Raw genomic sequence first — 20,374 nt, forward strand, 5'->3', positions numbered from 1 at the left:
ATTGCTTGAAACATCTTTTTTGTAGTTATTTTGACATATTTTTTTAAAAACAGTTGGCTTCGGCCCCTCATTCACATATAATAGTCGTTAGAAGGAATTGTTTCCAGAAAAGCAACGAAAAAAGCAACGTTATCCTTTCAACGGAGATACAGGATGATCCAACACTTACTATTTATTGGTACTGCTGTTATTTTGCTTTTCGCAACTTGGACTGATTTACGCGAGCGATTAATTTATGATCGGTTTGTGCTCTCACTCCTCGGGTGGGGCTTTCTTGTTCACTTTTATGAACAATTCTCTATAGGTTCTACAGCTTGGATGGAGTATGGATTATCGGCAATTGGAGTTTTTCTAGGGCTAGCTGTCATAGCAATCCTCACTGGGGGGCGATCCATTGGTGGAGGAGACATCAAGTTATTTGCTGCAATTGCATTTACTTTAGGATTCGAAGCGTTTTTATGTATTTTTTTCGTATCACATCTTCTCGGAGCTTTTTATGCAGTATACGCAAAAATAAAATACAGACATGAAGTAGATCGTAAGTGGGAAATGCCCTTTGCACCATTCATTCTATTAGGTTTACTTATCACTTATGGAATGTATATATTTATCTAATTCAACACGTATATTCATAAAATATCAAGTCATATTTATTTAAAAACAGACTAACGTATAATATCTAAATATTTATACAACTATAGTTCAGCTGTTTTATTTCTATGGATAAGGGTGTTGCTTCGATGCAAGATGCCAAACGTAGAGCTATCATATTTGCTGTGTTATCGGTGTTATTAGCAGGCGTGGCTGCGTACATGTTTTTAGAGGAGAGTAATGCACTACGCGCAGGACTGGGTGAAGAGCGGATGGTTCTTGTTGCTAAACGTGATATCTCATCACGGGAACCATTGCGCCGTACAGATTTTGATTTAAAGTCGATACCTGTACGATATTATAAGCCCAATCAGGTGGGGGATTTAAAGCTATTGGATGGAAAGGTCTCTGTTGTAGCCATCGCTAAGGGGGATGAGCTAACTAGTAATGTGTTGAGGCCAGCAACTCAGCTAGAAGATCCCGCGAAGAGGTTAGTGGGTCTGCGTACTTCTGAAAGAGTCTTGTTTGATGATATGTTTCAATCACAGGATCGAGTTGATATCTTGGTCTCTTATGAAAGAGAAAATGGAAAAGGTTATACTAAATTCTTATTAAGCGACAAGTTAGTATTCAGTGTAGCTAAAGGAAATAAAGCTATTGGTGTTGAGCTATCATTGGATGAATCAAAACGATTAGTTGAGGCAGAAAACTTTGCCCATTCTATCCGGGTTCTTAAAGCTCCACAAAAACAAGATCAACCAGGCGAGGGAACGAAACAACAACCAGGAACAGGAACAGGTAAGGGGCAACAAAAACCGAATCCCCGATCCGGCCAACAAGGAAGCAATACAAAACAACAACCAGCACAAAGTAATAATTAATCAAAGGGGGGATAAAAAATGAGCGAAACAGTTCGGCTATTGATCGTTGATGAGGATGAGGTCCATGCACAGGATATCATCAGTCGTGTGGCAAATACTTTCCCACAATATATGCATATCACCCCTGGAGAGGTAAGACGAGAGATTGCTCGTTTAGAACCAGATATCGTCATATTGCAAGAACCTAGTGATGATTCAAGTGGGTTGCAAACCCTGCACTATATTGTTAATGAGCTACCTAATACACTCGTAATCTACTTAACCAATTATAGAGATCCGATTAAAGCAAGAGATGTAAATCGATCCGGTGCCTTTGATATTTTGTTTTTGCCAGATGAGATTACAGCGATTATGGATGTTTTGACTCGTGCGGTAAAAGCGGGTGCGCTTCAAAAGGAAGTAAAAGAAAAAGCGTCTGGCGGATTTAGTTGGGGCCGTGGTCAAGTAATGGCTTTTTATAGTGGGAAAGGCGGTTGTGGGCGTAGCTTAATTTCTTCCACTTTGGCTCAGACACTACAATTGGACTCCAATAGCAGTGTTTTGCTCGTAGATTTAAACCTTCAGTATGGTGGCGTGGAAACCTACCTAGATGTGGATCACGAACGTTCTATCTTCGATTTAACCCCTGTCCTAAAGGAATTGAATGATAACCACATACGAAATGTCACTGCTATCGAACAGGTTTCCCACATAGAAGTTCTTGTGAGCCCGCGGGATGCGGAAATCGCAGAACAAGTGACTGAAGAACATGTCCAGCGTCTACTCCGCGCATCTCGTCTTTACTACGACTATATCTTAGTAGACTTGCCGACGGATATGAATGCGATCAGTTATGCTTCATTGGAAGAAGCAGACCGAATGTTCTATGTGATGACACCTGATGCACCCTCGATTCGATCCTTTAGTCGGGTACTGGAGCTCTTTGATAAAATCGGTGTCGATCCAGCGGACCGTCTAGAACTGATTTTAAATCGTGTCGGACGAGAGACCGAATTACGCGATAAGGATATTAAGCAACATTTTGATTATCCTGTTCTAGGAACCGTGCGTGAAGACGCTAAGCGTGTACAACCCTCGATTAACCGAGGATTACCCTTGCGAACAGCACAGAAAGAAAAGCGAAGTACACCTTTTCTTAAGGATATAAAACAACTAGCCGACTCCTTGTTGGGACAGCAATCCAAAAATGCTGCTTCCGCTTCCTAAAGGAGGGATATAGATGTCCCTATTTAATCGCGAAAAACCAAAACCTTCCCCGCGAGCACGGCAATCTCAACGAACATCAACGGCTAAACCACAAAAACCCAATGCTAGTGATGAACGCCTAGATGCCCTTGCTCGCCACTTTAAAGCTCGTCTGCTCAGTGAGACAGATCTGGAAAAACTGACACAGATGCCTTCGAGCGAATTGCGGATCACACTAGACCGACTAATTGGTCGATATTTAGCAGATGAGCAGGTAGTAATTTCCCGTCAAGATCGAGATCGCTTGATCACTCGAATTATTGATGAATCAGTAGGGTATGGTCCTTTAGAGCCTCTTCTAGAAGATCAGGATGTCACCGAAGTAATGGTAAACGGTCCTAAGGAGATCTACTACGAAAAAAAAGGTCGCATTCACAAAACGGATATTCAGTTTCGTGATGAAGAAGCGCTACGCCATGTTATCGACCGAATCGTAGCTCCTCTGGGCCGGCGAGTAGATGTTAGTTCCCCTCTAGTAGATGCTCGCCTACCAGATGGTAGCCGGGTGAACGGTGTTATTCCTCCTGTAAGTTTGAAAGGATCACTACTTTCTATTCGTAAATTTAGACAGACACCGATCAAGATGGAGGATTTAGTAGGATTTGAGAGCTTAACTCCGGATATGGCTACTTTTTTGGCAGCGGTTGTGAAATCGAAGCTGAATATTATCATCTCTGGGGGGACGGGTAGTGGTAAAACGACTCTTCTAAATGCTCTAGCAAACTTTATTCCAGAAAATGAGCGGATAGTGACCATTGAGGATATGGCGGAGCTGCGCATACCTCATGGCCATGTGGCAGGAATGGAAGCTCGTCCTCCTAACGTAGAAGGCAAAGGGGAAATCACGATCCGTCAATTGGTGAAAAACTCCCTGCGGATGCGTCCTGACCGGATTATTGTTGGAGAGGTACGGGGAGCAGAGGCCTTTGATATGCTGCAAGCAATGAATACGGGTCACGAAGGATCCTTGACAACGGTTCACGCCAATACACCAGGAGATGCAATGCGACGCCTCGAAGCGATGGTGATGATGTCCAGTGCCGAATTGCCTCCCTCTATCATCCGTGAATACTTGGTTGGTGCTATAGACTTTATCGTTCAGATTTCCCGTTTGCCCGATGGTCAACGGAAGATGATCGCGATTTCGGAAATGCAAGAACGCCCAGATGGTTCTATAGAACTGGAGGAACTATTCAGTTTTAAACAGACAGGAGTTGATACAGAGGGAGTTGTGCAAGGGTTCCATACGGCGAGTGGAGAAATACCAAAATGTTTCCAACGATTGCATGCCTATGGAGCTCCTGTAGATGCCTCCATTTTCACTCCTAAAAAGAAGAAGGTGAGCACACCATGAGTGCTCTCCTGATAGCAGGAGCCGCAGCATGTGCAATCTGGGCTTTGCACTACTATCTATTACTTAGCAATGAAAGAAAGAAAGCCCATGATAAGTTAAATGACTGGATGTACAAGGGCTTAGAAAAATCTAGCTGGTCGGACTCTCTAGCGGATCGTGTAGATGGTACAGAATGGGCAAAGAAGATGAGGGTGAAGTTGGACCAGGCCAGTTTGGATTTAAAACCTTCTGATTATGGTTCGTTCCTCGCTATGGGATTGATCGGCATGATCTTCATCATGAATATGATGGTCGGCATTGAATCCATCCTTGTGTGTGTACTGATTTCCATTGTCACCGTCCCAGTTGGATCCACTGCTTTCTTGCGCTCCCGACAGCACATTTATGCACAGAGATTGGATAATCAGTTGTCAGAAGCCTGTCGATTACTGAGTAGTGCAGCTCGAGCAGGTTTGTCCATCCCTCAAGGACTACAATTGGTCGTACAGGAGATGCCATCTCCGATTAAGGTAGAGCTAGGTAGGGTAGTGCGTGAGATTGAGCTTGGAAAGGATTTAGAAGAGTCGGTCCGCGATCTTCAACAACGAGTCAATACCAACGATATACAAGTATTTGCAAATGCGCTAATTATCCAACGCCGTGCGGGTGGCGATTTAGCTAGAGTGATGAGTGAGATGGCTTCTACGATGGAAGAGCGGAAGATTATCCACCAGACAATCCGTGCGGTAACTGCGCAGGCTCGAACCTCAGCGTATGCTTTACCAGCTATCTCCATCTTAATTGCGCTCATGTTGAGCAAAATGATAGACGGATTTTGGGAATTGATGTCCTCTTTACCTGGGATGATAATTTTGGGCGTATTCGGTTTATTACAAGTCCTAGGCGTAGTACTAGTAAAGAAATTTTCCCAAATTCGTGTGTGAGATAGGAGGTGACCCTTTATGGAATTGTATGTGATTGTAACAGCTTCCCTCATCTGTGTCGTGATGGCTGGCATGATGTATGTGAAGTACCGGGAAGAACAAGCCAAGGTAACACAAAAAATCATTGAGCAAACACCTCGTTCTCTGTCCATCGAGGATAAGGAGGAAGACGGGTGGAAAAGTAGTCTTCTTCACTGGTGTGACAAATGTGCCGAAGCAGGCAAGAGCATCGAGTTGATGAGTGATCCAGAAGAGTTGAAGGATTACTTGATCAAGGCGGGTCGCCCCTATGGCTTAACCATTGATCGGTTACAAGGAGCGAAGATAGTAGGAACTGTATTATTTGGTATTGGTGGGCTACTATACTATCTCCTTGGTTTACCTTTTGGAACATTTGCAGTATTTGCACCCCTAATTGGTTATATATTCCCTATTCAATGGGTTAAGTCAAAAGCGAAAAAACGACAGTTAGAAATTCAATTTGAATTGCCTGATTTTCTCGACATGATGAGTATTACGTTGAAAGCGGGTATGAGCTTAGATTCAGCTCTTGAATACTTTGTTGGTACACAAAAAGGTCCATTAAGTGAAGAGATTATGCGTATGAATCAGGAGATCTCCTTTGGTGTCCAACGGGAAACAGCTTATCGCTCCTTAATTAGTAGGACGGATTCCCCTGACCTGGAGGCTTTAATTCAATCGATGATTCAGGCGCATAATTTAGGAACTCCAATATCGGAGACTTTTGCTCAACAAGCTTCCGAAATGCGCACGATGCGTGCAGAGAAAGCAAAGGAACAGGCAGGGAAGTCGGAACCGAAGATTTCAGCAATTGCCGGGTTGATTTTGACACCTTCTATTATGATTTTGGTGTTTGGAGTGATGGTGTTGCAGTTTATGCAGGGAAAAGATAAGTTTTTTTAGAAAGTAAAGGGGGTGATTCTCTATCGAGAGATAGTTGGTTATTTTTAAAAGGGTTTATCAATAACATTGGAGGGTTTTGAATGAAAAAACTATCTGTTAAGGCCTATTTGTTAGCAAAAAAATTCAGTAATGTATTGGAAAACAGAAAAGGTGCATCTACGGTGGAATATGTTGCAGTTCTAGCTGGAGCTGCCGCAATTGGGATGCTTTTGTTTAATATGTCCGGGGATATGCAAAAACCGTTATTTGAAAAGGTTAAAGCCGCAATCGCAAGTATTGGTACTGGTAAGTAAATAAATTAATTTTATACACAGGCATATGATTTTAAATCATATGCCTCTGTATGTTAAATAAGGAGAGTACATTGATGATTTTTAAGAAAATGACGATGGTTTTTATTTTTCTCTCTTTAATTTTATTATTTTGTGGGTGTTCTAATTCCTCTAATAAATCAAGTACTACTAGTAGTGAAAGTAATAAATTAAGAGATAGAGTAGCATTAAATATTGAGGATATCTTAAAAGGTAAAGAAGGAAAGTATGCCGGGGACCGCTACGATAAAAGAAAAGTAGAGAAAGAGTTGGAGCAAACCCCCAAAAACGCTTCTGATAAAGAAATATTTAACCGTATTGTGGATTTAGTTGGAGAAGATTTTAGTCCTGAAAAAAAAGCATTTGATGATTTTGACATCTTTTATAAAACGGGAAAAAAACCAGATGATGATATAAAAAATCCTGAAAAAAAACCCGAAAATATAGCAATACTTTTAGATAGTAGTGGAAGTATGTCTTCAAATGTTAGTGGTGGACAAAAGATGGTTGTTGCTAAAGAAGCGGTTCAACAATTCGTAAATAAGGCTCCAAAGGAAGCAAAAGTTTCCTTAACCGCTTATGGGCATAAAGGAAGTAATAGCAAGGCAGATAAGAATAAATCGTGCAGATCAGTAGAGGAAGTATATCCCTTAGGTTCAATGGACAAAGAGAAATTTGATTCTGCCTTAAAGTCTTTAAAGCCTACTGGCTGGACTCCTATTGCTAGAGCCATAAGTCAAGCGAGAGCTACTTTTAGTAAAGAAGAAAACAAAAAGTCAAATAATGTTGTGTTTGTAGTAAGCGACGGTTTAGAAACCTGTGGAGGAAATCCATCAACGGAAGCTAAGAAAATGGTTGAAGCTAATGTAAAGGCATCCGTTAATATTATCGGCTTTGATGTAAACAATGAAGAACAAAAGCAGCTAAAGAAAGTAGCGGAATCCGGTGGAGGAACTTACTTTACTGCACAATCCAAAAGAGAATTAAATGATTATTTCAACGATCAATATGAAAAAATGAGGAAGGAGTGGAGGAACTACGACAATCGATCTCAATTGAAATTCAACGACGACTTTGGAAATAAATATAGTGATTTGAGAAATTTGAATGAATCTATAGATAAGAAAAAGAAAAATGAAGAAGATAGATTTCATCAAGCAATAGAGTATATAAGAGATAAACGGGACGCTTACTCCTTGACACCATTAGCATTGAAACGGAGAGAAGCAATTACTCAGTATTTTTTGGATAGGTACGGTAAAACATCTAATGCAGTGAGTGATAATTATAAAAAATCAAAGAATAAATTAGATAAAGATGTAAAAAAAGGGTTTGATGGCGTTGAGAAAAACTGACAAAAAAACAATAAGGTTATTCTCAAAGAAACGATGAGGGATCCTATGAAAAAGATCACTATTATTATCAAAAACACCCAAGGTAATGTCACCACCCTTTGGGTAGCAAGCCTCCCCGTTTTCGCCATTCTCTTTATGTTCATCGGCTCATTGGCTGTGGCGTGGATGTCCCACTCCAACAGCCAAGTAGCCGGTGACGCTGCCAGTCTAGCAGCAACCAAGAAAATGGATGGGTGGATCAGTGGCGATTTGGCTGCTTGGCTCGATCTACATAAAGACAACTATCAAGAGGCGATGGGGAACGATGCCAAACGTGAAGCCTTTATCCGCTGGTCAGTGGCCCGCCATCGTGGTGAGTTGGTCCGCGTAGTGAAGAAATATGTAGATAAACATGGAGCTAAAGGAAAGGGACTAATCACTTCACGAAGTGGTCGCTTAGAGGTACAAGCAGGAACCCCGTTCAAATCCATTCTGGCCAAGGAATACTTTGTTAAATATGACATTCGGGGTTCAGGAAGCGGCCCTTCACGATACTATTTGGATGGAATTTCCGACGGTGCAGTTCACGTCAAATATAACCGATAGAGATCAGGTGAAGAACGTGAAGATATGGCGCAATCGACGAGGGGCAATCACGGTAGAATTCGTCGCGATTCTGCCTCTCCTTTTATTAACAGCATGCTTTATCTGGCAAATGGCCATTTGTGTCATGGCGGTTGTGGAAACAGAAAATACTATGCGCGATCAAGTTCGATATGCCGCAAGCACAGGAAACATCAAGAAGGCAGAACGTGATGGTAAACGAGATTTTGGAATGGCACCGGATTATTACCGCTTAAAAACCTTCGATGTGTACAAAAAGAAGAGAGACAATCATATTAAAGTGCGTGCAGAGACCAAGATTCGGATCATCTTTCTTCCCTCAAAGGAGATCACATACCGCAGTCATAAACAGGCGATCATTATTAATTAATTTAATTTTATGTAGGTAGAGGGAGGAGAAGGCATGCGATCAACCATCAAGGGTCTACTTGTAATGTTGCGGCAACGCGAAGGAGCGGCCACTGTAGAATTTGTTACGATCTTACCTCTCACATTAATCCTTAGTTTTGTTATCTGGCAGTTTGCTATTTTCGGTTTAGCCATTATGGATACACATAGTGCGATTCGTGATGCCGTTAAGGTTGCCTCTCTTACAGGTGATGCTGAATTGGCAGAAAAAGAAGGGACTTCATCCTTTGGTAAATCCGAAGGGTACAAGCTTAAAAAATTAAAAGTGAAGATTAAAAACGGTGAGGTTACAGCAAAAGCCAATACGGATATCCCGATCCTATTTATGGACACAAAGGCGTATACCTACTCTAGTGATTCTGATGCCCCCTTATTAAATAGCGCTGCTTCCTTCGGAGGTGATGTAGGTGTAGGTGTTGGTAAACGGGCTGGTGGTGCGTTCTTAGGCGGCTCAGTTCTTCCAGGAGGACGCCTTGCCACACCCATTCCCGCGCCACCGGGTTGTGGAATGTCATGCTACTCTGGCCATACTGGACAAGACTTCCCAGCACCTATTGGAACACCAATTAAAGCAGCTGAAGATGGAAAAGTTGTGAAGGTGATTAACCTAGGTGATCGCAGTTATGGAACCTATGTTGTGATTGACCATGGAAATGGAGTACAGACACTTTACGCCCATATGTACAGTGATCAACCTGTGGTGAAGGTGGGTGACGAGGTCAAAAAAGGACAAAAAATTGGGGAAAGTGGTAATAACGGAAATAGTCGAGGTCCTCATTTGCACTTTGAAGTAAAAATTGGTGGACGACCAGTCGATCCAGTAGCATTTTTGAAATAAAATTAAATAAGGTGGAATATTATGGGAAATAATAAATTGCAGTGGTGGAAGCGAGGAGCTACCACTGTAGAATACGTTGCACTACTATTTGGAATTGCTCTTCTTGCTTTCATTTTAAACTACTTCGTGTCTAATGGTGGACAGTCACAGATACACCAAAAAATTGTATCTATAATAAACGGAGATATTAAAGGAACTGACATCAACGGAAAAGATATAAATGGCAATAACATGAATGGAAATCAGGACCCTGGAAAAAAACTTAAAGATGGTTGGGACAAAATCAATGCAGAACATGGGCTATTAATAACAGCACTGAAGAAGGCCGCAGGAGCCTATGGGAAGTCGAAATTTTTCTATGAAAATCTCCACAAGCGTCTAGGGGTAAGATTAATACCCGTTTATGATGCAGATGGTGTAAAAACAGGTTACCGTTATGCGGGAGATGGACCTACATCATTTAAAGATAAAAAGCTATTTGGACGTTATTTTAAAAATGGCACCGAATTTGGATTGAAAAATCAGTTTAATAGCTTTGGCAAGGGTGCTGGTTTCGCTCTAAAAGGAGCAGGTGGATGGTTGATTAGTAGCGGGATGGCATTATATAGTGCATATGGGGAGTTTCAGGAGAAGGGATTAACTACGGATGTAGGTGCCGAATTTATAAATGAGCTTGGTTGGGGTGTAGGGGCAGGTGTAGTAAGTGCTGGCGCTGGTGCAGCTCTAGCTGGAGTTTTGGCAGGAACTGCAGCAGGAGCTACCATAGGTTCGTCAGTACCACTTGTTGGTACTGTCATTGGTGCCGTTATTGGAGCAGGAATAGGTGTTGCATTATCTACAGAAGTTGGACAGACGATAAAAAATAAAACGAAAGAGGGCATCAAATGGGGATTAGATAAAGCGAAAGAAGGAATTGGAAAGGGGGTAGATACAGTGAAATCGTGGTTTTCTTAGAAATATATATTTAATTAATTACTAATAGCAAAAATAAAAGGAACCTCTTTTAATAAGTGCAGTCATCGAATAATCGATAAAAATAGAGGTTCCTTTCATTTAGTTAAATATATACAAATGATAAAACAAGTAAGTATATATTGGATGATAAATTACTAATAGTGTATAATATATAAAGTAATTAAATATAGGGGGGGATCATTCTGGAAAAGAAAAGTCAGCCAAAAGAAGGACAAAGTGAAGTAGGTATAACTCAAGGTTTACCTTTACCTATTATATTTGCAATATTGGCGACGGTTTTTCCAACTCCATCTTATTTAATGTTTTTTCTTAGTAGTATGTACTTCATTATTGTTTTCATATTTATTATACTGTACAAATTGCTGAAATATGATAATCACGATTTTAAAGTGAAATTTGGTATGGTGCAATTGGATGTTGGAACTATCTTTGCAGCTGTATATATTGTTAGATTACTTCACGGGAATTTGCTACATGTCTTAGTTTTAGTAATATTCCATTTTTTTATTATTTTTCTGGCTCATAATAATAAAAACCGAATTCTAGAAGAGTTGAAAAATCCTAAGACAATGATAGGTAAGGTATTGGCTTTAGTTGGTTTCGTTGGAGGGGGTATAGCAGGGATATTTAGTTTCCTAATGGCACGTTACTTTGACATAATATTTGTTTGTTCATTTATCTATTCAGGTCTACTGCTAGTGGTACTAATATTTCATGCATCTTGGCCTAATAAAAATACAGAAAGAGAGGTTTTGTAGAATGGTCTTGCGTGTTTTTCGAGGAATATGTCTTGGAATATTTCTGTGTTTAACAACTGGTCTTGTATCAGCCTTTTTTGGCTTAAAAAGTGGGGTACTTTTAATTGTGCTAATGCAAGTCATTACATATGTACCTGCAGGCTACTTAGTATCAAAACATGAAAATCATCGATTTTTATTAACGGGAATTACCGGGATATGTCTGGTTATTTTAAATATGCTAATAACATTTGGGATATATGGTCCAATGTTAGCTATTGATATCTTTTCGTTACTAGCTGGGCTTGTTTATGGAGTTCTTCTTTGTATAGTAGGTGCTGGACTTTCTGTAATGGTAGAAAAAATACAAGACAGATGATAAGAAAATGAAGAAGGATCGATGTAATTAGTTAACAGTTAGACTTTATGAAAGAATGATTATTTAATGAGAACTCTTTGTGAGTCGCAGAGTATCAAGGGGTGGTGCCATGTATACTAATTAATTTTACAACTGGTTACATACTTGTTATAGTAAGTATTAAGAGAAATAATAGGGATGTATTACTATCTAAATTACAAGGTTTAATTAATTTTAATAGGATATTTGAAAAAGTGACTAATACTTAGTAATAACTCGCACTAGTAATTTGGATAGCTTAGTTGAAATATAGGCCTTTATATGTTTATTTATTTGACATTTCAGTAATTTAACAATGTATCTTATTTATCATTTTATTGATTTCGATTTTATTTTATTTATAGAAAGATTAATTGTGAAAGAGGGCGAATTAAAATGTTTCTACTCCGAAAAATAAAACAGTTTATTGATTGGATTATAGGAGGTGTATTGGAAGTAATCGGGATTGCATTAATCCCTTTTGTATTAGTGTATGAATTTTTTAAGTGGATTTTTAAAAAAAATAATTAAGGCCATCTTTATTATCTCTATAACTAAAACAAACACCCTCTGCTGGTCCTGATCTTACCCTTGTCAAGTAGACAAACCAATAAAAGCAACGACATTAGGTAAACCTAAGTTCGGTACACCGGACTAAGGTTGTTTAGTTTCTTTTGGAATCGCTTCGTGTTATAGGATTTGAAGATAGCGATGAATTTCATTGACTAGGTCCCTAGTTTTGGTAAACGTTTGGAGTTTTAAGCGTTCACTCTTTAAATGACCAAAGAAACTCTCCATGCAAGCGTTATCGAGACAGTTTCCTTTCCTGGACATGCTTGCAAGAATACCATGTTGTTCTACCAGGTGGTTATACCATTTAGAAGTGTATTGAAAGCCTTGGTCACTATGTAAGAGGGTTCCTCGGGTTTTTCGCTGGTGAATCGCTTTTTTGACCCCGAAGATCATTCTGTGGGCGAATTTTATAAGCGATGACTTCGTTGTTATAAAGATCATAGATTGCGGAAAGATACAAAAACTTTTGCTTAAAGGGAAGATAGGTAATGTCTGTCACCCATTTTTCATTAGAGCGTGAAGCCTGGAACTCTCGGTTTTAGGTATTGCTCGAAATCACATGGCCTTTTTTTGCATCATAGTACGATTTCTTGCACCGAAAGATCGATCAGTTGCTTAATCATTTCGTATTCGTTTCCTTTTAGCCTTCTCGACCCCTTTCCAATTCCCCTGCCGCACCCTCCTTTTTTAAAACGTCTTACCCATAACATGACTATGGAATGTCGGGTGCCTAGCCTTTTGGCGACTGTTTTACAACCCAATCACTTTCGTAAGTACATATCCTACTGCCTTTTGTTTTTACTCAGCCGAATATGTCCTCTTTTTTATATTGGTCATAATGTAGTTCGTTTGACCTTTTTCTCCTATGGGTTCTATAAGAAATAACACGCAATAAATTTACTTGGTAAAAAATACTTATACTAATTGGCTGTTGTGGGTAGAGAAAGCCGATTAGTGAAGATGGTCGATATTTAATAGTTATATCCGACGAAGCAGTTAGGAGGTCCAAACAGCATAGCTACATATGTTTTTTTGTCAATAGATTTGAAAAAATTGAAACCAAAGTAGAATTGTAACGTATATGATAGAGGAACAATATGTAATTAATTCATAAGTTATAGGAGGAAATTAACCGAATGAAAAATCTACGAATGATTTGGCTACTTGGTCTTATTCTCGTATTGATGTTGAGTGGTTGTGCTAATTCACCCAAACAAGCGTCCACAAGTAAAACAGAAGCCAACGATCCTAAAAATCGTAAGGTAGCAGTTAAGATGGACGAAATCTTAAAAGGAAAAGCAGGCAAATACGCAGGGGATCGCTATGATAAGAAGAAAGTGGAGCAAGAGTTAGACAAGATTCCGAAGAACGCCTCAGACAAAGAAGTTTTTAACAGTATTGTGGACTTAATTGGGGAAGATTTTCGTCCTGAAAAGAAATCCTATGATGAATTTGATACGAGTTACTCAAGAGTAGGAAGTAAACCTGGAGATAACACAAAGATGCCGAATATGAAGGAGAAAAACCTTGCCATTCTCCTTGATAGCAGTGGAAGTATGTCTTCCCGGGTGAGTGGTGGACAGAAGATGGAAGTCGCAAAGGCGGCTGTGCAACAATTTGTTTCCAAAGCACCGAAGGATACCAACGTTTCTTTGACAGCGTATGGACACAAGGGAAGCAATAGTAAAGCGGATAAAAAGATATCCTGTTCTGCAGTAGAGGAAGTCTACCCTTTGAAACAAATGGATAAGAAGCAATTTGAGTCTGCTTTAACACCGTTAAAACCGACAGGATGGACCCCTCTAGCAAGTGCAATTAAGCAAGCAAGAGAAAGCTTTGCGAATAAAGGCAATGCCAAGGCAGAAAATGTAGTGTTTGTTGTAAGTGATGGGTTAGAGACCTGTGGGGGGGATCCGGTGAAAGAAGCCAAAAAGTTGGCGAAAGCGCATATTAAAGCAACTGTCAATATCATTGGCTTTGATGTGAATAATGAAGAGCAACAGACATTACAGGAAGTAGCGGAAGCTGGTGGAGGAACGTATTTTACGGCGCAATCCAAGGAAGATTTGAAAGAGTATTTTTATAAGCAATACCTGGAGTTAGAGGACAAATGGCGACAGTACAATGAAGCTAATCTAGGTAAGAATATGGATGATGAAAATCAAAAATCAGGCCAGTTACTTAAACTTTCAGGCAGTGTGGATAAAAAGAAAATTAACGAAAGTGACAGGTTTACTGAAGCAATAAATTATATGCTAAATAGAAAAGAGTACAAAAAACTGGATATGTATAAATTCGAGAGAAGAGATTCACTTAACAAATATTTTTTAGATAGGTATTCGAAGACTTCGGATAACATCCACAATAATAGCGATAAGAGTTCAGATAAATTAAAAGAAGACGTCAAAAAAGGCTTCGACACCGTTGAGAAAAACCGACGAGATCAGTAACACTCATTCCCGAAGAACCGATGAGAGATTCTAAAAGATCACTAAAATAATCAAATACGAACAAGGCAACGTCACCACACTCGGATACTTTTAATGGCTATACGAAAATTGAAACATGGGAACGTTATGAGGTTAGTCCCCGCTACTCTATTTTTATGACCATGACAACGTAAGAAGGTAGGTATAATAAATATTCCCCATGGGCTACTTAAAAATAAACCATCCCTCTCCCGGGCCCTGGGAGGGGGATGGTTTTGTTATATCAATAAAGTTACCTATCAACCTACCTTAAGACTTCTTCTCTCCCGGCTTCTCAATCTTTACTAGCTGAGATTGGACGATATAGCGCTGTGGAGAGTTTCCGAACATGCGGAAGGGATAGCAGGTGATGAGGGTTAAAGTCGGCTTTTTCTTGGACACGATTACGGTGTGATTATTTGCCTTTACGATCCACATTTTCTGTACCTTGTAGGTAAAGGTCCCTTCATCATTGTTTACGATGAGGTAATCACCCTTTTTGATTTTGCCCATCTTTTTGAAGGTGGTTTCGCGATGGCCAGCGAGGACGGAGTGGCCTGTTTCACCTGGGAAGACCATGCCGCCACCAGGATAGTGGCCTACGCCCTTTGCTAGCTCATTTGTTCCAATGCCTTCGACAAGTGGGACACGTGCCTTGATCCGGGGAATAATCAGATCCCCAATGGATTGACCGATTTTTATTTTTTTCTTGTACTTTATGCCCTTGTCTAGAGGTTTTAGGAGCTTCTCCTCCTCATTGGCTGATGCGGAGTACTTGTCGTCGTATTCTTTGACAAGGTTAGTTTCTTGCCACCAGTGCCATCCGCTATAACCAGCAAAAGAGAGGCCGCTCAAGATTATGAGGGTAGAAAATATTCGTAAGAGCAAAAAGATTCATCCTTCAGATCAGGATTTATTTCCCTTTAGACGACGAACGAAGAATAGCGCAGCACCTGCAAGTGCGACCAAAAGGCCAGTTGCAATCTGCATGGGATAAGTGACGGAGGTATTCGGCATATTTTTGCCCTTTTCCTCGTCGTCCACTTTGTTTTGGTCTTTTGCGTTATTGATGGTACCCACGGTTTCTGGTTTATCTACAGTGGAAGGATCGCTTGGATCAGGTAGGTTGATGCCACCATTCCCTGGGTTGGATGGCGGATTACCTGGATCGGTACCTGGGTTATCCGGGTTATCCGGATTGTCTGGATTATCTGGGTTGTCAGGGTTATCCGGATTATCTGGCTTCGGTGGAGGTGGACCATCTGGATCCGGTGGAGGTGGATCATTTGGATCCGGTGGAGGTGGACCATCTGGATCCGGTGGAGGTGGATTATCAGGATCTGCAGGTGGATTTTCGGGAGCTGGATCCGGAGATGGTTGTGGGTTAGGTATGGCAATTCGGAACGTTGGGCTCTTCTCAGCTGGTAGCTGATACTCACCTACTTGAGACTGTGGGGTAGCATTCTCATTAGCTGATGTTAAAGGACTTGCATTCGCATAACTTACAGGTTGAGTCGCCATGAGTCCGACCACTGCTAAAGTAGTCAAAGTAACCATGCGTTTACGAATAATTGGCAAAATTCATTCCTCCCTTGAAGAAACTTCCTTACCATTTTGCCAGTTTTTCCAGTTGGTGTGAATACGTCTTTTGGCCTATATTAGTATGAAATTGTTAACATCAGCAGTGGAATACGAAAGAGAACGGTTGTATGGGCAAGGCCCCTAAAGAAAAGGGCCCGTTATTTTGCTGCCTGCTTTATTAATGTAGTGAATGAGGAATTAGCTTCAAGCTTTCCTTTATCGATATCGACTAAGTAAAGCATAATCAGTCCGACTAGAAAAAAGATAGCGAGGGAGGCAATGCCCAAGCGGCTGGATCCAGATAACTGTCCAATCAAACCAAAAAGCGCTGGGCCGAAAATTGATGCAAATTTACCGGATAAACCATATAGGCCAAAAAATTCTGCATTTTGTTGAGGTGGGACGAGGCGGGTAAAGATGGAACGACTTAGTGCTTGGCTTCCTCCTTGAACAAGTCCAACCATGATTGCGAGTAGATAAAAATGAATAGCTGATTGCATAAAGAATCCTAGGAGGACGATGAAAAGATATGCAATGATTGTGAAAGAAAGGGTGGATTTCGCTCCAAGCCGATTGGATAGCTTGCCAATGATCAGTGTACAGGGAATACCGACAAATTGGGTGATCAGAAGAGCGGCGATAAGATCTTTTTGGCCGATGCCAATCTCTCGACCATAGATGGTAGCCATCTTGATGATGGTATTAATCCCATCTGAGAAGAACCAAAAGGAGATCAGGTACTTTAGAAGTTCGGGATAGCGTCCTAGACGACGAATGGTGGTGAATGTTGAACGAATACCCTGTTTCGTGTGGGTGAGAGGGCTTATGGAAGGTGAGGGAGTCAACCGTTGATCATGGACGTGACGAAAGAAAGGGAGAGAGAAGATAAACCACCAGATTCCCACCGTGAGGAAGGAGACTTGTGTCGCGATGGTGGCATTCGGAAGAAGGAATACCTTTGGAAAGGTAATCATGGTTAAGTTAATGGCGAGTAGGATTCCGCCACCAATATAACCAACAGCGTAACCACGGGAGGAGACCTCATCTCGCTGCTCATCGGGAACGAGGTCGGTTAAATATGCGTCATAAAAGACATTTCCTCCAGAAAAGGCGACGGTACCTAGGACAACAAGGATAGAGGCAAGTGCCCAATCTCCTTCTCCAACAAAAAAGAGAAGAGCGGAAGCAAGCGCTCCCATATAGGTGAAAAAGCGAAGAAATGGACGTTTAGAACCAGTAGCGTCAGCAATGGCTCCTAATACAGGGGATAAAAGGAAGACGAGAGCGAGAGCCAGAGATTGAGTATAACCCCAGTAGGCGACCTTTACCTCAGCAGGCAGATTTTTCGCTGCCACATCAGCATAATAGATAGGCATCACTGCGGCCATGATCGTTGTGACAAATGCCGAATTCGCCCAATCATACATTACCCATGAGCGTACAGCTTTAAGATTCATCGGATCATCCTCTCTGATGATGTAGACACTTATCTACCATTATATTAGTACGCGTGAGATAAGCTCACCTTTTCCTGAAATAATGTTTATCGATAGGAAGGCATGCCTTATAGACTTCTATAGTCATACACGTCTTACATTGAAGGGAATAGACTGTCATTGCATAATGGAAGCATTATTTATGTTACTAGGAAGAGAGGCTCTTTGCATAGAGGGTAAACTACCACCAGCTAACCATTACACCTATTCACTAGTACTAAAGAACTATATGACAACTTATAAATGAGATGGTTGGAAATATGGAGAAATTGGTTACGTAGAGCCCTTCGTCAATTGTAGAAAGGTGACTTCATCGAAAAAATGACAGGATTTTCTTTGAGAAGGGGTGTCTGCCCCAACGGCTTATGATAGAATGAGGTGGAAAAAGGAAATGTAGAAACCTATAGAAAAAGAGCCGTTACCCAACTGAAAACTCCAATCATTATGGATGAATTTGTATTATATTATAGGCCGAAAGAACGAACTTGATATTGTGTGAAGGAGCCGAATAGTGCATGAATATGAAGAAGAAGGGTGAATGGATCCGTCAAGCTTATCGGGTCTTGCAAGCTTTCCCCTTTATACAGGGAGCTCTTTATTATGTAGAGGTTTGTCCCTCAGGGCAGCAGAACGAACGTGGACCCACGCGATTTATCCATGCATTGGATCTTCGTTCAGTGAGTCGGGGAGCGGGGCCAAAGGAGCTACTAAAGCGAGATCGATCCTCCTTTTCTCCACTCCAGGGATTGTTTGTGGAGAAAGGCATCCTGTATCAAGTATTCGGAAAATTGGATGGGAATTTGATGGCTGACCATCTTTATCGATCCGTCCCTCTTTCGTTAGCAGAATCGGTCCATATACTGAAGGCAGTTTCCGGTCACTTGGTACGGATGTATGAGCGCGGAGAGTTTACGATCATTCATCCGCAAAATATGATCCTCACTAATGATACCGTTCGTTTTTTATACGGTGGACCGATTGGGATGCTTCCAAAGCGGGGTGGAGGAAAGCAACCACCAACTCCAGCGGGTGAGCGGCAAAAAGAAGAAGGATTGGATGCATACTCACTAGGTGCGTTAGCGTACATCATGTTGACAGGAGCAAGTCCTGTGCCAGGATCGGTAACCCCGATTAAGTCCTATCGTAAAGATGTGCCATCGAGGTTAGAGCAATTTGTCATCAAAAGCCTTACAGCAGATCCCGAGTCCCGTCCAAGGGTCGTAGATATCTGGGAATGGCTCACTACCTTACCTCCAAAAAACACGGAGTTTGAAAAAAAAAAGGATGACCCCGTTTACTGGCTGAAACAGGATAAGGAAAGTGTAGAGAAGTACTTGTTCCAATTTCCTGAAATGGGGAGTCCAGTTGCTGTAGACTCTTTTGATGTGATCGGTTGGGACGGTTGGGAAGTGGGTGAGGTAGAAGCAGGTCCTTGGGTAAAGAGAACCACTGTGACTCCAGACTTTGAACGGTTGAGTCCGAAGGTAGAGGAGTCTACCCCAACTCCGACATTGGAATCCGTTACCGAACCGGCTCACACACCTAAGAGCGAAGTGGAGAAAGAACCTAGGAAAGAAGCAGAGGTAGAACGTTTTCAGGCCGAGTATAGGAAGGAAGATCAGCAACCGAAGCGAAAGTTGTTACCAGAATCGATGAATAATCATCCGATGAAGGCTTGGCTTACGGAACGTCCAATGGTGGCTGTGGCTACCATTGTTGCGTTATTAGGAGTTGGTATTGGTACTTACTTTCTGAGTGGAGGTCAATCTTCAGCAAAGGAAGAAGCAGCTCGCAATTATGGAGAAGCGGTTAAATCCTATAAGGAACATCAAATAAACCAAGCGCTATCCTATGCAAAAAAAGCGGTTATCGCTGATCCGAAAGAAGAACAGTATCTCCTCTATCTGGCCAATCTTTATGGAGAGAAGAAACAATATGAGCAATCGATCAACGTCTTACAAAAAGGTGTGAAGGCGGCGCCGAAAGCGAGGGTCTACGATTCGTTAGGAGTTTATCTCCTCTTGGAAGGCGAGGAGGAATCTGCACGGGAAGCTATCGATAAAGCTTTAAAATTAGAACCCGATAACCCTCTTTTTTTATATCATCAGGGGCGAGTATATGGGGCGCGGGAAAACTATGATGCGGCAGCGCAGGCCTTGAAGAAAGCAGTGAAGCTACAGAAGGATAGTTCTCGCTATCATGGGATGTTATCTTATTACCTATTACATTCAGGGGATGCTCAGGGAGCGAGAGAGCATGCATTGAAAGCAACCGAATTAGAACCAAATAATTCAACACACTGGGTGGGGCTGGGTCGAGCGTATCTAGTAGAACGAGAGCAGGAAATTCAAGGTGGAAATTTTGGAAAAAAACGTACGACACAACTAACCAATAAGGCAGTTATTGCCCTTCGGAAGGCAGCGAGCTTAGATCCTAAAAACAGCAAGGCCTTTTATTACTTATCTATATCTTTGTACTTTTATGGATCTCTTGCTCAAGCTGAGGATAATGCTAAGAAAGCAGTTGACATTTCTCAGAATACAGCTAGTTACCAATATCAATACGGTGTAGTTTTGCAGAAAAATAGCAAGAAAGAGAAAGCGAAGCAAGCCTATGAAAAAGCTTTAAAAATCGATCCAAGGGATTCCCGATATCAGAAAGCCTTGAAACAGATTGGAAAAGCAAAAAAGTATGAATGATGTTACTATTTTGGA

At 41.2% G+C, this 20,374-nt stretch carries 20 protein-coding genes and 1 pseudogene; 16 read left to right on the forward strand and 5 right to left on the reverse strand.

The annotated features are described in order from the left end of the window. Positions 1 to 153 precede the first annotated feature (153 nt). From BLV90_RS08255 to BLV90_RS08320, 14 genes are all read left to right on the forward strand, one after another. Positions 154 to 615 carry a prepilin peptidase gene (locus BLV90_RS08255; RefSeq protein WP_091739107.1) on the forward strand — a complete coding sequence of 154 codons (462 nt, stop codon included), beginning with the start codon at positions 154 to 156 and terminating at the stop codon, positions 613 to 615. Positions 616 to 740: 125 nt separating this feature from the next. After that, positions 741 to 1,472 carry an SAF domain-containing protein gene (locus tag BLV90_RS08260; protein ID WP_091739110.1) on the forward strand — a complete coding sequence of 244 codons (732 nt, stop codon included), beginning with the start codon at positions 741 to 743 and terminating at the stop codon, positions 1,470 to 1,472. Between the two features lie 18 nt (positions 1,473 to 1,490). Further along, positions 1,491 to 2,678 carry a CpaE/TadZ family protein gene (locus BLV90_RS08265; protein WP_091739113.1) on the forward strand — a complete coding sequence of 396 codons (1,188 nt, stop codon included), beginning with the start codon at positions 1,491 to 1,493 and terminating at the stop codon, positions 2,676 to 2,678. Positions 2,679 to 2,691: 13 nt separating this feature from the next. Beyond that, positions 2,692 to 4,071, forward strand: coding sequence for a TadA family conjugal transfer-associated ATPase (locus BLV90_RS08270; protein ID WP_091739116.1), 1,380 nt, complete (start codon positions 2,692 to 2,694; stop codon positions 4,069 to 4,071). After that, on the forward strand, positions 4,068 to 4,994 hold the full coding sequence (locus BLV90_RS08275) for a type II secretion system F family protein (RefSeq protein ID WP_091739119.1): 927 nt from the start codon (positions 4,068 to 4,070) through the stop codon (positions 4,992 to 4,994). Before BLV90_RS08270 ends, BLV90_RS08275 begins: the two co-directional genes overlap by 4 nt. An 18-nt stretch (positions 4,995 to 5,012) precedes the next feature. Further along, positions 5,013 to 5,918: a type II secretion system F family protein gene (locus tag BLV90_RS08280; protein ID WP_091739122.1), complete on the forward strand. Its 906-nt coding sequence runs from the start codon at positions 5,013 to 5,015 to the stop codon at positions 5,916 to 5,918. An 80-nt stretch (positions 5,919 to 5,998) separates the two neighbouring features. Beyond that, entirely contained in the window at positions 5,999 to 6,211 is a 213-nt protein-coding gene (locus tag BLV90_RS08285) for a hypothetical protein (protein ID WP_091739125.1), read from the forward strand. A 74-nt stretch (positions 6,212 to 6,285) separates the two neighbouring features. Beyond that, a complete protein-coding gene (locus tag BLV90_RS08290; protein WP_177167959.1) occupies positions 6,286 to 7,584 on the forward strand; it encodes a vWA domain-containing protein in 1,299 nt (432 codons plus the stop codon). A 45-nt stretch (positions 7,585 to 7,629) separates the two neighbouring features. Further along, positions 7,630 to 8,169, forward strand: coding sequence for a hypothetical protein (locus BLV90_RS08295; RefSeq protein ID WP_091739130.1), 540 nt, complete (start codon positions 7,630 to 7,632; stop codon positions 8,167 to 8,169). 16 nt (positions 8,170 to 8,185) lie between these two features. Next, complete coding sequence (locus BLV90_RS08300) at positions 8,186 to 8,557, forward strand: TadE/TadG family type IV pilus assembly protein (protein ID WP_177167960.1); 372 nt, start codon at positions 8,186 to 8,188, stop codon at positions 8,555 to 8,557. Between the two features lie 33 nt (positions 8,558 to 8,590). Then, positions 8,591 to 9,433 carry a peptidoglycan DD-metalloendopeptidase family protein gene (locus tag BLV90_RS08305; protein WP_091739136.1) on the forward strand — a complete coding sequence of 281 codons (843 nt, stop codon included), beginning with the start codon at positions 8,591 to 8,593 and terminating at the stop codon, positions 9,431 to 9,433. A 21-nt stretch (positions 9,434 to 9,454) separates the two neighbouring features. Beyond that, a complete protein-coding gene (locus BLV90_RS08310; RefSeq protein WP_091739139.1) occupies positions 9,455 to 10,387 on the forward strand; it encodes a hypothetical protein in 933 nt (310 codons plus the stop codon). Between the two features lie 422 nt (positions 10,388 to 10,809). Next, on the forward strand, positions 10,810 to 11,166 hold the full coding sequence (locus BLV90_RS08315; RefSeq protein WP_143035022.1) for a hypothetical protein: 357 nt from the start codon (positions 10,810 to 10,812) through the stop codon (positions 11,164 to 11,166). Between the two features lies 1 nt (position 11,167). Beyond that, positions 11,168 to 11,524: a hypothetical protein gene (locus BLV90_RS08320; protein WP_091739145.1), complete on the forward strand. Its 357-nt coding sequence runs from the start codon at positions 11,168 to 11,170 to the stop codon at positions 11,522 to 11,524. Between the two features lie 708 nt (positions 11,525 to 12,232). Here BLV90_RS08320 and BLV90_RS16765 read toward each other — a convergent pair. Both BLV90_RS16765 and BLV90_RS16910 read right to left on the reverse strand, forming a co-directional pair. Further along, positions 12,233 to 12,508, reverse strand: coding sequence for a DDE-type integrase/transposase/recombinase (locus BLV90_RS16765; protein ID WP_177167961.1), 276 nt, complete (start codon positions 12,506 to 12,508; stop codon positions 12,233 to 12,235). Further along, positions 12,447 to 12,623 (reverse strand): annotated as a pseudogene (locus tag BLV90_RS16910) (hypothetical protein); the annotation flags it as partial. The pseudogene BLV90_RS16910 and the gene BLV90_RS16765, both read right to left, overlap by 62 nt. A gap of 628 nt (positions 12,624 to 13,251) precedes the next feature. Here BLV90_RS16910 and BLV90_RS08330 point away from each other — a divergent pair. Then, the gene (locus tag BLV90_RS08330) at positions 13,252 to 14,565 is read left to right on the forward strand and encodes a vWA domain-containing protein (protein WP_091739152.1); all 1,314 of its coding nucleotides are present in this window, start codon (positions 13,252 to 13,254) and stop codon (positions 14,563 to 14,565) included. Between the two features lie 288 nt (positions 14,566 to 14,853). Here BLV90_RS08330 and BLV90_RS08335 read toward each other — a convergent pair whose 3' ends face one another. The 3 genes from BLV90_RS08335 to BLV90_RS08345 form a co-directional block, all read right to left on the reverse strand. Next, entirely contained in the window at positions 14,854 to 15,471 is a 618-nt protein-coding gene (locus BLV90_RS08335) for a sortase (RefSeq protein ID WP_177167962.1), read from the reverse strand. Positions 15,472 to 15,489: 18 nt separating this feature from the next. Next, positions 15,490 to 16,161: a hypothetical protein gene (locus tag BLV90_RS08340; protein WP_091739158.1), complete on the reverse strand. Its 672-nt coding sequence runs from the start codon at positions 16,159 to 16,161 to the stop codon at positions 15,490 to 15,492. A 161-nt stretch (positions 16,162 to 16,322) separates the two neighbouring features. After that, complete coding sequence (locus tag BLV90_RS08345) at positions 16,323 to 17,621, reverse strand: MFS transporter (protein ID WP_091739161.1); 1,299 nt, start codon at positions 17,619 to 17,621, stop codon at positions 16,323 to 16,325. 554 nt (positions 17,622 to 18,175) lie between these two features. Here BLV90_RS08345 and BLV90_RS08350 point away from each other — a divergent pair. Further along, complete coding sequence (locus BLV90_RS08350) at positions 18,176 to 20,359, forward strand: tetratricopeptide repeat protein (RefSeq protein ID WP_091739164.1); 2,184 nt, start codon at positions 18,176 to 18,178, stop codon at positions 20,357 to 20,359. Positions 20,360 to 20,374 lie beyond the last annotated feature (15 nt).

Source organism: Marininema mesophilum, assembly GCF_900106775.1.
GTDB classification, from domain to species: Bacteria; Bacillota; Bacilli; order Thermoactinomycetales; family DSM-45169; genus Marininema; species Marininema mesophilum.